At 65.4% G+C, this 17,382-nt stretch carries 16 protein-coding genes, 1 tRNA gene, 1 rRNA gene and 2 riboswitches; of the genes, 11 read left to right on the top strand and 7 right to left on the bottom strand.

What is annotated here, in order from left to right:
• From rrf to ACZYX4_RS05375, 3 genes are all read left to right on the top strand, one after another.
• Positions 1 to 101: ribosomal RNA gene (gene rrf / locus ACZYX4_RS05365) — 5S ribosomal RNA — on the top strand; the annotation flags it as partial.
• A gap of 157 nt (positions 102 to 258) precedes the next feature.
• Positions 259 to 759, top strand: coding sequence for an SRPBCC domain-containing protein (locus ACZYX4_RS05370; RefSeq protein ID WP_463874270.1), 501 nt, complete (start codon positions 259 to 261; stop codon positions 757 to 759).
• 727 nt (positions 760 to 1,486) lie between these two features.
• Positions 1,487 to 2,854, top strand: a complete 1,368-nt coding sequence (locus ACZYX4_RS05375; protein ID WP_463874271.1) for an FAD-binding oxidoreductase — start codon at positions 1,487 to 1,489, stop codon at positions 2,852 to 2,854.
• A 50-nt stretch (positions 2,855 to 2,904) separates the two neighbouring features.
• On the opposite strand, the gene ACZYX4_RS05380 is transcribed toward ACZYX4_RS05375, so the two are convergent.
• The 4 genes from ACZYX4_RS05380 to ACZYX4_RS05395 all read right to left on the bottom strand — a co-directional run bounded on the left by ACZYX4_RS05380 (position 2,905) and on the right by ACZYX4_RS05395 (position 8,023).
• The gene (locus tag ACZYX4_RS05380; protein WP_463874574.1) at positions 2,905 to 4,323 is read right to left on the bottom strand and encodes a DUF4032 domain-containing protein; all 1,419 of its coding nucleotides are present in this window, start codon (positions 4,321 to 4,323) and stop codon (positions 2,905 to 2,907) included.
• Between the two features lie 147 nt (positions 4,324 to 4,470).
• Positions 4,471 to 5,553 (bottom strand): ABC transporter ATP-binding protein, encoded by a 1,083-nt coding sequence (locus tag ACZYX4_RS05385; RefSeq protein WP_463874272.1) that lies wholly within the window; start codon positions 5,551 to 5,553, stop codon positions 4,471 to 4,473.
• 243 nt (positions 5,554 to 5,796) lie between these two features.
• Positions 5,797 to 6,624, bottom strand: coding sequence for a trehalose-phosphatase (otsB, locus tag ACZYX4_RS05390; RefSeq protein WP_463874273.1), 828 nt, complete (start codon positions 6,622 to 6,624; stop codon positions 5,797 to 5,799).
• Positions 6,614 to 8,023: an alpha,alpha-trehalose-phosphate synthase (UDP-forming) gene (locus ACZYX4_RS05395; protein ID WP_463874577.1), complete on the bottom strand. Its 1,410-nt coding sequence runs from the start codon at positions 8,021 to 8,023 to the stop codon at positions 6,614 to 6,616. The genes otsB and ACZYX4_RS05395 overlap by 11 nt, the downstream gene beginning before the upstream one ends.
• A 289-nt stretch (positions 8,024 to 8,312) precedes the next feature.
• Here ACZYX4_RS05395 and ACZYX4_RS05400 point away from each other — a divergent pair, with 289 nt between their 5' ends.
• Together ACZYX4_RS05400 and ACZYX4_RS05405 are read left to right on the top strand one after the other, a co-directional pair.
• A complete protein-coding gene (locus ACZYX4_RS05400) occupies positions 8,313 to 9,203 on the top strand; it encodes a DsbA family protein (protein WP_463874274.1) in 891 nt (296 codons plus the stop codon).
• 152 nt (positions 9,204 to 9,355) lie between these two features.
• Positions 9,356 to 9,429: transfer RNA gene (locus tag ACZYX4_RS05405), tRNA-Thr, on the top strand.
• Between the two features lie 545 nt (positions 9,430 to 9,974).
• Here ACZYX4_RS05405 and ACZYX4_RS05410 read toward each other — a convergent pair.
• The gene (locus ACZYX4_RS05410; protein ID WP_463874276.1) at positions 9,975 to 10,082 is read right to left on the bottom strand and encodes a BBE domain-containing protein; all 108 of its coding nucleotides are present in this window, start codon (positions 10,080 to 10,082) and stop codon (positions 9,975 to 9,977) included.
• A 381-nt stretch (positions 10,083 to 10,463) separates the two neighbouring features.
• A complete protein-coding gene (locus ACZYX4_RS05415) occupies positions 10,464 to 10,796 on the bottom strand; it encodes a hypothetical protein (RefSeq protein ID WP_463874277.1) in 333 nt (110 codons plus the stop codon).
• Positions 10,797 to 11,071: 275 nt separating this feature from the next.
• Between ACZYX4_RS05415 and ACZYX4_RS05420 the strand changes: the two genes are divergently transcribed.
• The 5 genes from ACZYX4_RS05420 (at position 11,072) to ACZYX4_RS05440 (ending at position 14,501) form a co-directional block, all read left to right on the top strand.
• Positions 11,072 to 11,929 carry a hypothetical protein gene (locus ACZYX4_RS05420; RefSeq protein WP_463874278.1) on the top strand — a complete coding sequence of 286 codons (858 nt, stop codon included), beginning with the start codon at positions 11,072 to 11,074 and terminating at the stop codon, positions 11,927 to 11,929.
• 115 nt (positions 11,930 to 12,044) lie between these two features.
• The gene (locus tag ACZYX4_RS05425) at positions 12,045 to 12,533 is read left to right on the top strand and encodes a GyrI-like domain-containing protein (protein ID WP_463874279.1); all 489 of its coding nucleotides are present in this window, start codon (positions 12,045 to 12,047) and stop codon (positions 12,531 to 12,533) included.
• A gap of 210 nt (positions 12,534 to 12,743) precedes the next feature.
• A complete protein-coding gene (locus tag ACZYX4_RS05430; RefSeq protein ID WP_463874281.1) occupies positions 12,744 to 13,046 on the top strand; it encodes a DUF4193 domain-containing protein in 303 nt (100 codons plus the stop codon).
• 246 nt (positions 13,047 to 13,292) lie between these two features.
• Complete coding sequence (locus ACZYX4_RS05435) at positions 13,293 to 13,838, top strand: AMIN-like domain-containing (lipo)protein (protein ID WP_463874282.1); 546 nt, start codon at positions 13,293 to 13,295, stop codon at positions 13,836 to 13,838.
• Positions 13,839 to 14,021: 183 nt separating this feature from the next.
• Positions 14,022 to 14,501: a Dps family protein gene (locus ACZYX4_RS05440; RefSeq protein WP_463874283.1), complete on the top strand. Its 480-nt coding sequence runs from the start codon at positions 14,022 to 14,024 to the stop codon at positions 14,499 to 14,501.
• Between the two features lie 105 nt (positions 14,502 to 14,606).
• On the opposite strand, the gene ACZYX4_RS05445 is transcribed toward ACZYX4_RS05440, so the two are convergent.
• Positions 14,607 to 16,298: an MFS transporter gene (locus ACZYX4_RS05445; protein WP_463874284.1), complete on the bottom strand. Its 1,692-nt coding sequence runs from the start codon at positions 16,296 to 16,298 to the stop codon at positions 14,607 to 14,609.
• 82 nt (positions 16,299 to 16,380) lie between these two features.
• Here ACZYX4_RS05445 and ACZYX4_RS05450 point away from each other — a divergent pair, with 82 nt between their 5' ends.
• The gene (locus ACZYX4_RS05450) at positions 16,381 to 16,920 is read left to right on the top strand and encodes a TetR/AcrR family transcriptional regulator (RefSeq protein ID WP_463874287.1); all 540 of its coding nucleotides are present in this window, start codon (positions 16,381 to 16,383) and stop codon (positions 16,918 to 16,920) included.
• Between the two features lie 210 nt (positions 16,921 to 17,130).
• Positions 17,131 to 17,229: riboswitch (glycine riboswitch) on the top strand.
• Position 17,230: 1 nt separating this feature from the next.
• Positions 17,231 to 17,347, top strand: a riboswitch (glycine riboswitch).
• Positions 17,348 to 17,382: the final 35 nt, after the last annotated feature.

The following is a 17,382-nucleotide window of genomic DNA, read 5'->3' on the forward strand; positions in this document are numbered from 1 at the left end:
TGGGGGAAACGCCCGGTCCCATTCCGAACCCGGAAGCTAAGACCCACAGCGCCGATGGTACTGCACCCGGGAGGGTGTGGGAGAGTAGGTCACCGCCGGAACATCATTACACGGTCGAGAGCCCCAACCACACGGTTGGGGCTCTCCCGCATTTAACGCCTGTTCCCTTTCCAGAGAATCGCCGTCATGGGGCCCAACGGGGCCCGCAATCCCGCAAGGACGTGAGGGTGTGACGGGCCGCGGGTAGAGTTGTTGTCCATGGATAACCTCTTCAGCCACGCAGCCTCTGACGCCGCCGAGACGCCGGAGCCGGCAGCGGCAGACGGGCTGGATCCCGTCGTGTACACGGTTATTGTCCCGGGGGCGGTGGCGCGCGCCTTTGTTGGATTTACCGACCACACGCACCTTTGGTGGCCGCTTGAGGACCACAGCGTCTTCGGTGCCGGCTCCTATGTCGAATTCGAAGAGAACCTCGTCCTGGAGAGCGCGGACGACGGCAGGACCGCCATTTGGGGGTCCATCGATGACTGGCAGCCCCCTCTGTCCTTCCATGCCAGCTGGCACCCCGGGTCCTCCGCTGTCTGGTCCACGGACCTGCGCGTCGCGTTCCGGGCGGTGGAGGGCGGTACAGAGCTCCGACTCGTGCACACCGGCTGGGAAGGCGCCGAGAACCCCGCCGCCGCACGGGCGGAGTATGCCGCCGGCTGGCCGGGTGTGCTGGACCGCTTTGTGCGCTTCATGGGTGGTGCCGGCGCCTAAGGCCGCCGGTACCCGAAGAGCATATTCAGCGCCGAATGGAGCGGCTCCGTAACCCTAGAGGGTTGCCAGGGCCATTGCCTTAAGGCTGCTTGCGGTACTACTCTGGCGTCCATCGAAACACCCTTAGAGGGAAAAGCTCAGGCTCGGAATCATCATCTCCGCCGCCGCCATTGAAGTCTCTCTCATGAGAAGCCCGCCACACCATGTCATTGTGGTGATCGCGATAGTTGGCGTCGTGTTCATTCCCGGTCAGGCGTACAATCCTGAACGGTTGCGTTCTGGCGGTGAATTGAGGGACGAGCAGGCATACCCCAGACTTCGTGACTGTTGGACCCCGGCAGCCCAGTCATAGACAGGTGAGCCGGGCTACCCTCCCGGAGTCGCCAGGGATTGAAAGAAGCAGGCCATGATCCGAAAGATCATCACAGCACTGCTCTCCGTATTGGTGCTCGTCCTCGGAACGGTTGTTCTCGCGCAGCCTGCCCAAGCGGCCACAGGTGTCCGGATGGCTTGGTATTTCGCAGAGGGCTACTCCCGGAGATGGCACCGTTGACCTTGGTTATGCAACGGTTTACTGCTTCTCGATCGCTGCCAAGTGCAACCCCGCAGTTGAGGTTCCGAAACCTTAGCAGCCGGCCGCCTTGCGCCACGCCACAATTAACACCCCAATCCGGAGCACCCGGATCCGCCTTAGACTGAAGGCCGGATTCGACGAACTGGAGACCGCATGAGCATCATCGACGAGCTCACCTCTGCCCTGGGCCCGGCCAAAGTCGCCCTGGACGCCCCCACCCTGTCCGTCTATGCCGTGGACCAGGCGCCGGTGCTGGACTACCAGTTGCCGCAGGCCGTGGTCCGGGCCGAATCCATCGAAGACGTCCAGGCCACCGTCCGCGCCTGCGCATCCCACGGGGTTCCGCTGGTGGCCCGCGGCGCCGGGACCGGGGTCTCCGGTGGTGCCCATGCGAGCAAGGACTGCGTCGTGCTGAGCCTGGAACGGATGAACCGCATCCTTGACCTGAACCCCGATGACGAAACGGCCGTCGTCGAACCCGGGGTGATCAACGCGGACCTCAACGCGGCCGCCGCAGGCCACGGACTCATGTATGCCCCCGACCCGGCCAGCTTCAAGATGTCCACGATCGGCGGCAACGTGGCCACCAACGCCGGCGGCCTGCGCTGCGCCAAGTACGGCGTGACCCGCGACTCGGTGCTGGCGCTCGACATCGTGCTGGCGGACGGCTCGCTCATCCATACCGGCCACCAGACATTCAAGGGTGTCGCCGGCTACGACCTCACCGGGCTGTTCGTCGGCTCTGAGGGGACGCTGGGGATCGTCGTCGGAATCACCGTCCGGCTCAAGTACCTCCCGCAGGACGTGCACACGGTCGCCGCCTTCTACCCGGACTTCCGCAGCGCCGCGGCGGGCGTCCTCGCCGTGGGCAGGGCGCGCGTGCAGCCGGCCATCATGGAACTGCTCGACAGCGGCACGCTGGCCCAGCTCGATGCGCTGCACGGCTCGGACCTCGCCGCCCGGGGACAGTCCCTGCTGCTGATCCAGACCGACGGCTTCGGCGCAGCAGCGGAGGCGGCGGCCATCCGTCCCGTTCTCGTGGCCGGCGGCGCGGTCGTGACCATGGAAGCCAGCGCGGAGGCGGAGCGGCTGGTGGACCTGCGACGCAACAGCCGCGGGGTGGAGGTCGACGACGAATACCGTGTGGGCGAGGACGTCGCCGTCCCGCGTTCAAGGCTGGTCGACTACGTCGCTGAGCTGGAGGCCATGGCGGCGGCGTACAGGGTCAGCCTCAAGGTGGTGGCGCACGCCGGCGACGGGAATCTGCACCCGACGTTTTGGGTGGACCGGGTGGACAGTGCTGTCGGCACCGATGCCATGGGCCGGCTGGGTGATGCCCTGGACAAATCCATCACCGTGGCGCTGGCGATGGGCGGCACCATCACGGGGGAGCACGGGATCGGCCAGTTCAAGCTGCGCTGGCTCGGGCTGGAACAGAAGGAGCCCGTGCGTGAACTGCAGCGCCGGATCAAGGAACTGTTCGACCCGGCCGGCATCCTGAACCCCGGCAAGGCTATTTAGCGCGGCTGTGCCACGACGAGAGCCCCGGGGAGCCCCGCCCCCGCGGACGCCTAATCGTCGGAGTCCGGGTATTCGTCGATGGACTCGTCGGCGCCGTAGCGGGATTCCTCCGTTTCCACTGCCAGGATCTTGAGCATCCCCGTATCCGGGTTCAGCATGATGGCGGCCTCGTCCCGGCGGTGGCGCAGCTCCGAGTCAATGTAGGACTGCACGGCTTCGGCCAGGGGGATGTGCCGGTTCTCCTTCTCGGACATGTACCAGCGGTGCTCAAGGATTTCGTGCACGGCCTCCGCGGGCTCCAGCTTCCCGGACAGGTCGCGGGGGATGGAACGGACAATCGGTTCGAAAATCTGGCTGACCCACAGGTGGGCGCTGTATGCCTCGTCCATCCCGGGGTTGTTGTCCGCACGGAAGGAGTCCATGTCGTTCAGGAGCCGGCGGGCCTGGTTTTCCTGGGCGTCCAGGCCGGTGAGGCGCAGCAGCCGGCGCTGGTGGTGGCCGGCGTCGACCACCTTGGGCTGAAGCTGGATTGTCGAACCGTTCTGCGTCGTCTTGATCGCGTATTCCTCGACGTCGAACCCCAGCTCGTTGAGCTTCCGGATGCGGGCCGCCACCCGCCAGCGCTCACCGATCTCGAACGATTCCTTCTCAGTCAGCTCGGTCCACAGGCGCCGGTAACTGTCCATGATGAGTTCACTCGTGGCCACCGGGTCCACTTTTTCCTCGATCAGGCCGCCGTCGAGCAGGTCCATGAGTTCACCGGCGATATTGACCCGGGCAATCTCCAGATCGTATTCGCGCTGGCCGGTGGACAGGTCCGGATACAGTTCGCCGGTCTCCGCGTCCACGAGGTAGGCGGCGAACGCGCCGGCGTCGCGGCGGAACAGCGTGTTGGACAGCGAGACGTCGCCCCAGTAGAACCCGATCAGATGCAGGCGCACCAGGAGCAGGGCCTGGGCGTCGATCAGGCGGGTGAGCGTGTCCTTGCGCAGCATCTGCGAGAAGAGGGCGCGGTACGGCATGGAGAATTTCAGGTGCCGGGTGACCAGCACGGGGTTCAGCGGCCGGCCGTCCGGCGTCGTGCGGCCGGTGATGACGGCGACCGGTTCCACGCAGGGCACGTCCAGCCGGGCGAGCTTGCGGAGCATGTGGTATTCGTGGCGGGCCACGTGCTCCGAGGTTTCCTTGATGGCGATGACGGAGCCGCCAAGATGGGCGAAACGCACAATGTGGCGGGAGATGCCGCGGGGGAGCGCGGCGAGGTATTCCGCCGGCCACTCCTCCAGCGCGATGTGCCACGGCAGGTCCAGGAGCTCCGGCTCGGTGGCGGCGGCGGTGATGCTCAGCGAGCTGGAGGCCACGGACGCCTTGCTGTCATTGGCGCTGGCGGCTTCGAACCGGGGCAGCTTGCCGATCTGGCCGTAGTCGGTGGGCTCGTCGTGCCACCGGGCACTGTTGTCCTCGGTGATGTGGTTGTCCTCGGTCATGAGCCAATTCTTCCGTAGCTAGTAGTCAGTAGTTAAGGGCGGCGGCCCTAATGAAAGGGTGCTGCCAAGGGAGTTAAAGCCCGACGGCGGCCCTCCAGTGGGGAGGACCGCCGTCAGCCGTGCAGGAAACTAGTCGCCCAGGCGCAGGCCGGTCTTGGTGTCGAACAGGTGCACGTGGCCTGACTGCGGGCGGACCCAGATGGATTCACCTTTCATCGGGGGACGGCGGCCGTCGACGCGGGCCACGATGTCGTGGCGCCTGCCATCCAGCGTGGTGTGGCCGTAGATGTAGGCGTCGGCGCCGAGTTCTTCGACGACATCGACCTCAACCTGGAGGCCTTCGCCCTCGGCAACCTGCTCGAGGTCTTCCGGACGGGAGCCGAGCATGACGGTCTTGCCGCTGGCCTCTTCGAGGACGCCATGCGGCACCGGGTAAATGGTGCCGCCGAACTGCACGCCGCCGTCGACGACGGGAAGTTCCAGCAGGTTCATCGCGGGGGAGCCGATGAAGCCGGCCACGAAGACGTTCTTGGGCTTGTCGTACAGGTTGCGGGGGGTGTCGACCTGCATCAGCAGGCCGTCCTTCAGCACGGCGACGCGGTCGCCCATGGTCATGGCCTCGACCTGGTCGTGGGTCACGTAGACCGTGGTGACACCCAGGCGGCGGGTCAGGGACGCGATCTGCGTGCGGGTCTGCACGCGGAGCTTCGCATCAAGGTTGGACAGCGGCTCATCCATGAGGAAGACCTGCGGGTTACGCACGATCGCGCGGCCCATGGCGACACGCTGCCGCTGACCGCCGGAGAGTGCTTTCGGCTTGCGGTCCAGGTATGGCTCCAGGTCCAGCAGCTTGGCAGCTTCACGGACACGCTCCGCGCGCTCTTCCTTGCTGACGCCGGCGATCTTCAGGGCAAAGCCCATGTTGTCCGCAACCGTCATATGCGGGTACAGGGCATAGTTCTGGAAGACCATGGCGATGTCGCGGTCCTTCGGGGGAACGTCAGTGACATCGCGGTCGCCAATCAGGATCCGGCCGGCGTTGACGTCCTCAAGACCTGCGAGCATGCGCAGGGAGGTCGACTTTCCACAGCCGGAGGGTCCAACGAGGACCAGGAATTCGCCATCAGCGATTTCAATGTTGAGCTTGTCAACAGCGGGCTTATCCGTGCCCGGGTACAGACGTGTTGCGTTATCAAAAGTAACTGTAGCCACAGTTATCAATCCCTTCACCGGCAGGTACGTGCCGGACGATCCGTAGTGAATGGTCTTATTATTCTGTTGTCTATTCAGTTGTCAGCACCTGATCGTGCGTATACTCCCCGGCCGAAGCCGAGGAGTATCCAATGACGCCGCACGGTATTTGTGCGCCACATCACAACCAGAGTATGTCATATTTTTGGCAAATGGGGCAAAATATTGTGGATGTCACAGGTGATTCGGCTTACCTGACGCCCGCTATGAGGTACTGTCCGGCAGTCCGAGGACGCGTTTCCGTTCCCGCAGCAGGGCCTCCAGTAGCTCGGAAACGTGCGCCGGGGCTTCAATCCGGAACTGGGCCTGGGTGAAGTCCAGCCCGACCTTCACGCCGAGATCCCCCGGGAGCAGGCGGGCCAGGGCGTCCTCGTCGGTGGTGTCATCGCCTGCGAAGACCGTGGCAGTGGCGCCGCTGGCCTGGCGCAGGAAGGCGATGCCTTCCCCCTTGGAGGAGTGGACCACGGAGGTCTCCAGCACACGGTTGCCGCTCTTCAGGTACACCCCGGGCCGGTCCTGCAGGACGGCGCGGGCAGCGGCGACGGCGTCCTCGGCAACATCGTCCTCGGCAAGCCGGGTGTGCAGGACGACGCCGGCCGGCTTGTCCTCCAGCAGGGTTCCCGGTGCCAGCTCCACGATGCCCTCCAGCTCGTGCCGAACCTCGGCGAGCAGCTTCCGCCGCGCGTCGTCAAGTTCCAGTTTCGATGACCCGGGTCCCATCCAGACTTCGGCGCCGTGGCTGCCGATCAGCAGCGTCTTCTCCGGGGGGAAGGCGACCGCCCGCAGGCTGTCCAGGGCGCGCCCCGAGATGAGCGCCGTCGTCGTCCGCGGCAGTTCCGTGAGGGCGGCGAAGGCCGCCGCCGAGCGGGGTAGGGCGCGGGCATCACCGGCATGGTCCACGAGGGGTGCCATCGTGCCGTCAAAATCCATGGCGACCAGCAGGTGCTCCGTCGCGGCGATGCGGCGCAGGGCCTCAAGCAGGTCCGGGGCGAGGGGGAGCGGGGTCTGTTCCGGGGATATCTCAGGAGTCATCACGGATTACCTTTTCTTCGAGCGCGCGCAGGAAGTCCGAGGACCAGAGATCGACGTCGTGGTCCAGAATGTGCTTGCGCATCGCGCGCATGCGGCGCGCGGCCTCCGCAGGCTGCATGTTGACGGCCTTCATGATGGTGTCCTTGAGGCCGTCGATGTCGTGCGGGTTCATCAGCAGGGCCTGCTTGAGCTGGTCCGCGGCGCCGGCGAACTCGCTCAGCACCAGGGCACCGTCATTGTTGGTCCGTGCCGTGACGTATTCCTTGGCCACAAGGTTCATCCCGTCCCTCAGGGCGGTGACGAGCATAACGTCCGCTGCCAGATACAGCGCCACCATCTCCTCGACGGGGTAGCTGTGGTTCAGGTAGCGCACGGCGGTGTTCTGCATGGTGTCGTAGGTGCCGTTGATGTGACCCACCGTGCCCTCGAGTTCTTCGCGCAGGAGGCGGTACTGCTCCACCCGTTCCCGGCTGGGACTGGCGACCTGGATCAGGGCGGCGTCCTCCACCGTGACCTTGCCGTCGGCCAGGAGTTCCTCGTAGGCCTTGAGCCGGTGCCGGATGCCCTTGGTGTAGTCCAGGCGGTCGACGCCGAGAAGGATGGTTTTGGGATTCCCGAGATCACGGCGGATCTGCCGGGAGCGTTCGATGATTTCGGGGTTCCGGGCGAGTTCGCTGATCTGCTTGACGTCAATCGAGATGGGGAACGCCTGGGCACGGGCGATGTGCGTGGTGGCCCCGTCGCTGCCCCTGACGTGGACCTGTTGCTGCTTGACGCTGGCCCCGAGGAAGCGGCGGGCGGAGCGCATGAAGTTGCCGGCGTCGCTGCTGCGCTGGAAGCCGACCAGATCGGCGCCCAGCAGGCCGTCGATGATGGCCCTGCGCCACGGCAGCTGGGCGAAGATCTCCGGCGGCGGGAACGGGATGTGGTTGAAGAAGCCGATCTTCAGATCCGGACGCGCCTCGCGCAGCATCTTCGGGACGAGCTGGAGCTGGTAGTCCTGGACCCAGACCGTGGCGCCGGGGCTGGCGTGGTGGATGACTGCGTCCGCGAACCGGCGGTTCACCTTGCGGTAGGAGTCCCACCAGGTCCGGTGGAACTCCGGCGGAGCGATGACGTCGTGGTAGAGCGGCCAGAGGGTGGAGTTGGAGAAACCCTCATAATAAAATTCGATGTCATGCGTGCTCAGCTGGACGGGAATGAGGTCGATGCCGCCGTGGCTGAAAGGCTGGAGATGCTCATCCGGTGCGCCGTGCCAGCCGACCCACGCGCCTTCGGCCCTGGTCATCATGGGTGCCAGTGCGGTGACCAGGCCGCCGGGGGAGCGGCGCCAGCCGTCTTCGCAACCGGGCTCGTCCGGGGAGCAGCGGTCGACCGGCATGCGGTTGGAGACCACCATGAAGTCATACTGTGCGTCCGGATCGGTGCCGCCGGTGCCGTGCGCGCCGGTGTCGTGCGCGACCGCGCCGTTGGATTCTGGATCCGATTCGGCGTGTTTGGTTGCCTGCATTGATGCTCCCTGGGATTTGCTCGTCGCTCTGATCCACCCTAGCCCGGCGGAATCTTCTGTGCTATTCGTCCGCGGGGAGACGGGGAGGAAAGTTGAAAGCGCAAGTTCCCAGAATTCTCCCCTAAAATGATGAATTGCCACCCAGTGGATACCACCGGCCGATCGACCCGAGGAACTAATGAGCCCCGCAAACGAACCACGTCAGTCCAAAACAGAGCGAACTGCCGCGGCCCGAGAGAAAGCCCGTGAAATCCGCGAGGCGCAGGTGAAGAAGGACAAGCGCAACAAGCTGCTCATCGGCTGGGGCATTGTTGCCGCCGTCGTGGCCATCATTGTGGTGGTGGCGCTGGTCGTCACCTCGAACATTCAGAAGAACGCCCCGATTGCGGATGAGGGACCCACCCCGGCCAACGGCAACGTCTACGGCGGCGTCACGCTGCTGGCCAACTCCGAGGTCGCGAAGACCGAGCCCGCGACCGTCCGGGTCGCCGACATTCCCGCGCCGGCGGACACTGCGCCCGCAGAGGTGACCGCACCCGGTGCCGAGGCTGAGGCCGGCAAGCCGGTCAAGGTGGTTCTCTACATCGACTTCATCTGCCCCGCGTGCAAGAACTTTGAGACCCAGTACAACGAGACGCTCACTGGCCTTCGCAACGAAGGCAAGATCAGCGTGGAATACCGCCCGCTCGGGTTCCTGGACAGCCAATCCACCACCAACTACTCGTCCCGCGCCGCCAACGCGGCGGCCTGCGTTGTGAACGAATCGCCGGAGAAGTACGCGGACTTCGTCAATGCGCTGTTCGAGAAGCAGCCTGCTGAAGGCGGCGCCGGCATCTCGGATGCGGATCTGAATAAGATGGCCACCGATGCCGGGGCCAAGAGCATCGAAACGTGCGTGGACGAGAAGACCTTCCGCCCGTGGGTGAAGTACGCCACCAAGCAGGCGGCGTCCATCGGTATCACCGGCACGCCCTCCGTGTTCGTTGACGGCAAGCAGTGGGGCAAGGGCGAGAGCGCCCAGACCCCGTTCGAGGACTTCCTCCAGGCCGCCATCGAAGCCAAGCAGTAGGCGGCAGGACTCAACAGCAAAGTGCAGGCCCGGTTCCGGATTCTTCCGGGGCCGGGCCTGTTTTTATCACCGGGCATCCGTGGGCTAACCTTATCTAGCGCCATAGCGCCAGGCCCCTCATTGCGGCCCGGTGCCGGCTGGCGCGCAGGAATGCCTCCTTAGCTCAGTTGGCCAGAGCACCGCTCTTGTAAAGCGGGGGTCGTCGGTTCGAATCCGACAGGGGGCCCATAGAAACCGCGCCGCTACTGGGAACTATCCCGGTGGCGGTGCGGTTTTTGTTTCGGCGTTGAAGGGCGAACCCCTCCGTATTCCTCGTGGCAGAGTCCGCTGATAGTCGGGCGACGTGCTAATCGACCGTGACCGGTGTCGACCTGTCAAAATTGATTTGAGCGAGAGATATCGCTTATGACGAGCCTCGATCACCGGCAAATCGTTTCGATGACGCCAGCTGAGTTCGGCGAAGAGCCTGCCTACATAATTCCCTGGGCATCGCGCAGCCTCGACCGGGAAATAAATCAGAACCTTGGGGTCTGGGCGAATCTCACGCCCTTGAAGTCGTCGGGGCAATTTTGCCGTCAGGTTCGTTCCATGGGGAGGAACTGGTCACTGGGTGCCATTCGGATCATGGGGGACAAGAGCTGCCCGGGTCAGCATACGTGCGGCTCTGGTCTCCGCGCGGTAGCTTTTGATCCAGGCACGCTGTCGCTCTGGCCTGGACGTTCGCAACCTGGACTTGGAGACCTGCAGGGCGCTGCTGTCCGAAGGTCCTCTCTACAGCGTCGGCCGGATGTTCTGGTTGGAGTAGAAGAGGTTGGTTGGGTCGTATTTGGCTTTGACAGCGCTGAGCCGGTCATATTTCGTCCCGTAGGCGGCCCTCACCCGGGACTCCCATCTTCGCCCACATCGTTGACTTAGACCCTGCTCGCGGCGAAGGGCTGCGGCGCATCGAAGAAGACGCGTGTCCATCCGACGTTGTGTTCCGTTTCAGCCGGGTCTGCCCGTTGGGAGAGGATCAGGGGTTCACACTGGGACCGGTGATGTGGGAAGGCCGTGGCTTCCGGGTCGACTCGGGCGGCCACACCGTGCATTTGCTGCATACCGATGGCGCTCGCCGGCGAAGGCATCTCAGCCGCAAAATTGAGCAGGATGTCGATGGCGTCGTCAGCGAATGCGGTGAAGAAACTCGATGTCCAGTAGTGGTTTCGGCCCGAGGGGAATTCCGGATCGTGAGCGGTCTGCAGGTGCAGTAGTCGGTTGGAATTACCACGTCCTCCGCCGGGCCGAGATTACTCCGAGCGGTGTGGCAAGGCCAAATTTCTGGGTGGCGCGGTCAAGGTCGCCCAGGAGCGCCCCGGCCGCCTTTGACGGAGACAGTGAATGGTTTGCCCGCGCGAAAGTCACCGCGCGGCAGATATCTTCGGCGTCCGCCGGGCGGACGATCACGGCAGGACCGCGATCGATCATCGCGTTGACGAGCTTCGGGGCGTCGTCGTATCCGCGCTCTCCAGGATGGAACAACTCGCCCCGGAGCGCCGAACTCAGGCCGTCCACGGCGGATGGGTCGAGCGATGGAGAAGGCGACTGGGTAGGCACGCAAGGCACATTTCCCGATCCGGACGTCATCTCGTCACGGTGGCATCGGGCAAACGTGGTTTTGGGTACTTTGAGCCTGCGCCCCTTGCTTCTGACGTCAATGGCCTTGACCTGCGTCCCGGCAGGACTACCGTGGCATAGGACAAAAGAATTGTGGACAATGTTCGTACAGTGCGCATCACGTCGGATGGTTTGCCAAACCCGCCAACGCACAGTCTGATTCTCGAACAGGCCCGCCGGGACAACCGGCGGGCCCGAGTCATTTGGGGGACGCCATGACCGACAGACGCCTGAATCGTCGCCGCGCCGCCGCCGCCGGCTTGACATTGTTCACCCTGGCCGCGTTGCTGTCAGGCTGCACGGCCAGCGCCCCCGCCGAATCCGGCGCCTCCACCCAGCCCGCCGCTCCCACCCAGCCCGCCGCTCCCACCCAGCCCGGTGCGGCGACCTCGGCCGCCGCCCCCGCGGGCCCGGCGTCGGCTGCCCTGACAGGCAGTGCGCCCTACAGGGCGCTGACAGCGGAGCAGCAGCAGAAGATCAGCGCGCTGGAGGCCATGGACCAGGCCACGTTCGAACAGCAGAGCCGGGATGACCATCTGGCCTTCGGGGCGTTCCTTCGTGAGGTCTACCAGGAGGCCCCGGCCACCGGGAAGATCTCCCGGACAAGCACCGGTGCCGAGATCATCGACGATGAACTGCTCAAGGAAGCGACCGCCCGCTTGAGCGTCCAGCCTGGCCCCGGCGCCGCCACAACCACGCCTGCTGCGGCCGGCAGCAACTACACCAAGATGGCCCCGTCGCGCGTTTCGTCCCTCTTTCCCACGGCCTATGCCGACGTTGCCGCGCCGTCCGGGCTGAGCCAGGAAAGTGTTCTCTCCGGGCTCTCGGACCCGCAGCGCATGCTCATTGTGACTGAGTCCAACAATTTCATTCCGTATGACGGTTCCTGGGAGCAACTCGAGTTCAAGGTCATCGAGATGCAAAGCACGGAAACCCAGGCCCGCAACCAGTTGTACTTCGCCTTCACGCCCTTTACGGATATCCATGGGGCCAAGGACGGTGTCTGGGTCTTGATGTTCAACGCCCTGGAGTCGCAGGAAAAATGGATCCCCGATTTGTCCGTCATCGACTGACCGGACAACCGGTACCCGCGGGTTCGTCGTGGCGTCCGCTGCCGGAGACCCGGATATAGCGCCCGGGGGACGTTAGGCCCTAGACCACGGAAACCGCACGGCGGAGTCTGGGCCTATGACTGAAACTCATCCGGACAAGACGCCGGACATCAAGTCCACCCAGCTTCAGGAACAGCCGACGGTGGTGCTGCGCGAAACCGTTCCCATGGCGGGCCTGCGCGGGTTCTTCGGCCGCGCGTACAGCGCGGTGATGAGTGCGGCGGAACAACAGCACGTCCAGCTGGCCGGACCGCCGTTCGCGATGTATCGCGGGATGCCGACCGACGTCGTCGACGTCGAGGCCGGGTTTCCGGTGGCGGCGCCGTTTCCCGGCGGCGGCGACGGCGGTGTCACCGCGGGCTCCCTGCCGGCCGGCCGGGCCTTCGAAGCGATGCACGTGGGCCCTTACGAGTCTCTCCCCAAAACGTATGGGGCGATCATGGAGAAGATGCAGGCCGAAGGCCTGACGCCGGGCAACGCGATGTGGGAGTACTACCTCAGCGACCCCGCGGCGGAGCCGGACCCGGCAACCTGGAAGACTCTCATCATTTGGCCTGTCGCCTGAACGGGCAGCCAGCCGTGCAGACTGCCCGGTGCCGAACCCTTTGGGGAGTCGTGGCGCCCGTCGTGGTGCCCCGCCCGTCCCACCTGGAGGGCCGTGCGACGCAATGTGTCTGATTCGGCACACTATTGTTCAACTGCGTGCATAATGTCTTAGACTGCTTCACTGAGATGCCTGAAATGGCGCTCCGCAGCAACGAAAGTGAACCCCCAAATGGCTACCGATTACGACGCACCACGCAAGACTGAAGAAGAGTCTCCGGCTGAGTCGGTGGAGGCACTTCAGGCGTCCCGCAGTGGCGGCGCCCAGACTGCCGTCATCGACGTCGATGAGAACGACACGGCTGAAGGCATCGACCTTCCCGGCGCTGATCTTTCCGGCGAAGAACTGACCGTCGTTGTTGTTCCCGAACAGTCCGATGAATTCACCTGCTCCTCCTGCTTCCTGGTCCGGCACCGGACCCAGGTGGCCAAGGAAAAGAATGGCCTGAAGTACTGCCGCGACTGCGAAGGCTAGGGGACCTTCCACCGCGCGCCACCACTTCACAACTTTCCAGCAAGGCACCGCGAAGCGCCGGATTCCGCAAGGGACCGGCGCTTCGCCGTTGCCCGGCGCTTCTCCAGCAGGACGACGGCGGCGCAACCGTCCCGGGACCCGGCGCGGCGCAGCCCAGCGGTTGGACGCAGATCCGGCCGGACTCTCGCTTCGGCCCGGAAACGCTCCTATTCTGGAGCTATCTCATCTCTCAAGGGGGCGGCCCAAATGAAGAAGATCCTGGTGTGGCTGGTAGCTATCCTGATGGCAGTCGGATCGGGGCTCGTGGCGCCCGGTCCCGCAGCGGCGGCTCCCTACTGCGGACTGGTGTGGGGGTCGCTGATGAAGGCGGATCCGGCGATGAGCCAGGCCCAGGTGACGAATGTCCGCACGGGCCAGCACTACTGCTTCGACCGGCTGGTCATCGACCTCAACGGGCCCGTCGGCGGCTACACCGTCCGCTACGTTCCCCAGGTCACGCAGGACGGGTCGGGATTGCCGGTCCCGCTGCGGGGCCAGGCGTTCCTCCAGATCACAGCCAACGCACCGGCCTATGACGACAACGGCAACGCCACCTACAACCCGGCAGATCCGAACGAACTGAGCAACGTCAGCGGCTACCAGACGTTCCGGCAGGTGGCATGGGCCGGCAGCTTCGAGGGCTATTCGAGCCTTGGCCTCGGGGTCCGGGCCCGGCTGCCGTTCCGCGTGTTCACCCTGGCCGGGCCGGACGCGGGCTCACGGCTCGTGATCGACGTCGCGCATTTCTGGTGAGGCCCGGCCGGTTGGCTGCGTCGCCCACGGAGCGCCCGCCGTCGTTAGTAAGCTGACTTAGTAAGCTGACCGAGAAATTCTTTCGGGACCGTCGCGCACCTGTTGCACCCTGCGGTAGCGTCAGAGATACCGGACCTAGCGATGCCGGCCGCAATACGGTATCGCACCTACTCAGGAGGACGCATGAAAGCTTCACCCACGCTCACGATGAACCTGCAGGCGGTGCTAGTTGACCTGATCGAACTTCACGTTCAGGGCAAGCAGGCGCATTGGAACATCGTCGGAACGAACTTCCGGGACCTCCACCTGCAGTTGGATGAGATTATCGATTCTGCCCGTGAGTTCGCGGATGAGCTGGCGGAGCGCATGCGCGCCCTCCATGCCCTTCCGGACGGCCGCAGCTCCACGGTGTCCAAGTCCACCTCGCTCGCCGAGTTCCCCAGTGGCCTGATCAACACCAAGGACGCCATCGAGCGGATCGTCGCGGCCCTGGAGGCCGCCGTCGGCACCATGCGCAAAGTCCACGACGAAGTCGACGAAGAGGACCCGACCACGGCGGACCTGCTGCACGCATTCATTGCCAAGTTTGAGCAGTACGCCTGGCTGGTCAACGCGGAGACGATGCGGGCCAACGCCAGCGTCACCACGGCGGACAGCAAGTAGCGTTTCCCGGAAGCTCAGAGCGCCCGGCACCGGTTCCCACCGGCGCCGGGCGTTTGGCTTTAAAGCGGCGCCGGCATGCAGCACGGGAGCGTTGCGGTTCCCTGGCTATTTGGCGGTCGGCACTTTCCGGAGCACGACGGCGGCAAGCACCGACGCCCCGGCCATGAGCACCAGTGCAATGGTGGCCGTGATGTGGACACCTGAATCGAACGCGGCCCGGGCTGCGGCCATCACGGCCTCCGCCAGCGGTGCCGGGAGGGCCTGGGCCAGTTCCACGGCCCCGGCGAGCGTCTCGCCCGCCTGGGCTGATGCCTCAGCTGGCGCTGCGTCCGCGGCGCCGGCGGGTAGCCGGAGATTGCCCTGGTAGGAAGCCGTCAGGATGGAGCCGAGGATGGCGGTGCCCAGCAGGGAACCGATTTCGTAGCCGGTCTCGGAAATTGCGGCCGCCGCCCCGGACTTCTCGGCCGGGGCGGCACCGAGGATCAGGTCGTTGGAGATGGTCTCTGCGGCGCCGACGCCAAGGCACAGCACCAGCAGTGCCGCCAGGAGCAGCGCCGGGCCGTTGCTGTGATCGCCGAAGGCCACAAGGAAGTAACCGCCGGCGCTCAGGAGCAGCCCGCCCGCGACCACAAAACCGGGGCGGACCTTCTTCACCAGCGGCACCACCAGCAGGCCGGCCAGGACCGTCGCGATGAGCGCGGGGACCATGGCGACGCCGGATTCGGAGGGGGACTGCCCCTCGAGCAGCTGCAGGTGCTGGGCCAGGAACAGGATGAAGCCGTTGAAGGAGAACAGCGCCAGAACGTTGGCGATGATGGCGGTGCTGAAGACCCGGTTGCTGAAGAGGCTGATATCCAGCAGGGGAGCGGTGCGGTTTTCGTCCGCGGGGCTTCCCGGTGCGGAGCCGGTTATTGTCGCAGCGACCTGAGGGAGGCTGTCCTGCGACCGGGCGTCCCGCTCCAGGCCGCCCGCCAGGAGCTGCCGCTGCCGCCGGATGAAGATGTAGCCCATCGTCAGGCCAAAGGCGATGGCGGCCAGCGGTTCCACTGCCAGACCGTGCGTGGCCAGGATCTTGATGCCGTAGACCACCGGCACCATAACGAGCAGGGACAGGACGATGCTGGGCACGTCCACCCGGCCAGGGTTCGGGTCCCGGGATTCCGGGATCAGGGCCGGGCCCAGGACCAGCAGCGGCAGGATGATCGGCACGGCGACCAGCAGCACCGCGCCCCACCAGAAGTGCTCCACCAGCCAGCCGCCGAAGATCGGGCCCAGGGCGGCACCGCCGGAGAATCCGGCGGCCCAGATGGCCACGGCCAGCCGGCGCCGGTTGGGCTCGGGGAAGATGTTGCGGATCAGGGACAGGGTGGAGGGCATCAGCATGGCGCCGAAGAACCCCAGCCCCGCACGCCCGGCAATCAGCCACTCGGCGCTGGGGGCGAAGGCCGTGACCGCTGAGACGGCAGCGAAGCCCGTGCTGCCGATGAAGAGCAGCCGGCGGCGGCCGATCCTGTCACCGAGGCTGCCCATTGCCACGAGGAGACCGGCGAGGACCAGGGGATAGGCATCGACAATCCAGAGCAGCTCTACCCCGGAGGCATCGAGGCTGCGTGCGATGGCAGGCAGCGCGAAGGTCAGGGCCGTGTTGTCGACGGCCACGAGCAACACGGGAAACATCAGCAGCGCCAGCGCCAGCCAGTCGCGCCACGGCGCACGCGGCGCCGGGGACTGCTTCGTTCCGGCGGCGGAGTTGCCGACCGTGCCGGTGCTGCTGCGGGTGGTAAATGTGTTGCTCATCAAAATAACTATACCGTCTGGACGGTATAGTTATTAAACCGACCGTTAAGACACGTCCCCGCCGCGGGGCATGATTGGAACCATGGCCAGAAAACCCGTCGCCCGCGAAGCCGTCCTTGACGCGTTCGAATCCCTGCTTATCGAAGAGGGTGAACGTGCCGCGACGCTGGATGCCGTCGCCCGGCTGGCCGGCGTCTCCAAGGGCGGGCTGCTCTACCACTTCCCCACCAAGGAGGCGATGATTTCCGTCCTGCTGGAACGGCTGGACCGGTTGCTCGCCGAGGATCTCTCCGCCATGGCGGCCGCTCCGGAAGGCGCCGCGGCGTTCTTCATCAAGTCCTCGGTCTGGGCGGACACGCCGCTGGACCGGGTCTTCGTGGCAGCCACCCGGCTGGCCGAAGTGGCCCACCAGGAAACCCTGCGCCGGATCGCTTCGGTCCAGGCGGGCTGGCTCGAACTGCTGGCGGCCGACGTCGGCCCCGCCATGGCCAAGCCGGTCCTCTACATGGGGGACGGGCTGTATTTCAACGCCATGCTGGCACGCGGCCCGGGCGGTCCGCTCCCGGAGGTCGGCCCCGACGTTGAAAGCCTGCTCACCGCCCTCGAGCGGCTCCGCGGCTGACCGGAGGAGCGCCGCTCGCCGCCGGTATCGCGGCCCGCCCACCGTCGAACTCGCCGGACGGCTGCGGGGTCGCGGGAACGTCGGCGACGCCGCAGCTTTCCCGCGAATTCGCGTTCGACGGCGGCCCCGGCGCGTCCCTGGTTTGCGGACGCGGGCCGGGCGTAGGACAATGGGGCCTGTGACTGTTGTCACGCAAATTTAATATGCCTTTGATCTGCGGCGGGAGAGTTCTGCAAGTAGGTACAAGCAGGCGCCGTAGGAGCAAACCCTCCCCAGGAATCTCTCAGGCCCATGTACCGCCGCGGCAAGGCAACTCTGGAAAGTAGCAGGCTGTCCTTTGACATGCTGTGCTCACCGACGGTGCAAGCGGAGTCATGCGAAAGCGCGGCTCCGCGGAAACTCTCAGGTCCAATACAGAGCGGGGAGGAACCCGAATCAATGCGGCGTACCCTGCGCCGCCTT

It is taken from the genome of Pseudarthrobacter leeuwenhoeki (assembly GCF_055412885.1).

Bases quoted from the DNA above. Each gene is read 5' to 3' on its own strand.
- ACZYX4_RS05395 (WP_463874577.1), bottom strand. From the start codon at position 8,023: ATGGTGGTCTCCAACCGCATGCCGGTCGACCGCTGCTCCCCGGACGAG.
- ACZYX4_RS05370 (WP_463874270.1), top strand. From the start codon at position 259: ATGGATAACCTCTTCAGCCACGCAGCCTCTGACGCCGCCGAGACGCCG.
- ACZYX4_RS05450 (WP_463874287.1), top strand. From the start codon at position 16,381: ATGGCCAGAAAACCCGTCGCCCGCGAAGCCGTCCTTGACGCGTTCGAA.
- otsB (WP_463874273.1), bottom strand. From the start codon at position 6,624: ATGACTCCTGAGATATCCCCGGAACAGACCCCGCTCCCCCTCGCCCCG.
- ACZYX4_RS05420 (WP_463874278.1), top strand. From the start codon at position 11,072: ATGACCGACAGACGCCTGAATCGTCGCCGCGCCGCCGCCGCCGGCTTG.
- ACZYX4_RS05425 (WP_463874279.1), top strand. From the start codon at position 12,045: ATGACTGAAACTCATCCGGACAAGACGCCGGACATCAAGTCCACCCAG.
- ACZYX4_RS05445 (WP_463874284.1), bottom strand. From the start codon at position 16,298: ATGAGCAACACATTTACCACCCGCAGCAGCACCGGCACGGTCGGCAAC.
- ACZYX4_RS05400 (WP_463874274.1), top strand. From the start codon at position 8,313: ATGAGCCCCGCAAACGAACCACGTCAGTCCAAAACAGAGCGAACTGCC.
- ACZYX4_RS05435 (WP_463874282.1), top strand. From the start codon at position 13,293: ATGAAGAAGATCCTGGTGTGGCTGGTAGCTATCCTGATGGCAGTCGGA.
- ACZYX4_RS05430 (WP_463874281.1), top strand. From the start codon at position 12,744: ATGGCTACCGATTACGACGCACCACGCAAGACTGAAGAAGAGTCTCCG.
- ACZYX4_RS05440 (WP_463874283.1), top strand. From the start codon at position 14,022: ATGAAAGCTTCACCCACGCTCACGATGAACCTGCAGGCGGTGCTAGTT.
- ACZYX4_RS05375 (WP_463874271.1), top strand. From the start codon at position 1,487: ATGAGCATCATCGACGAGCTCACCTCTGCCCTGGGCCCGGCCAAAGTC.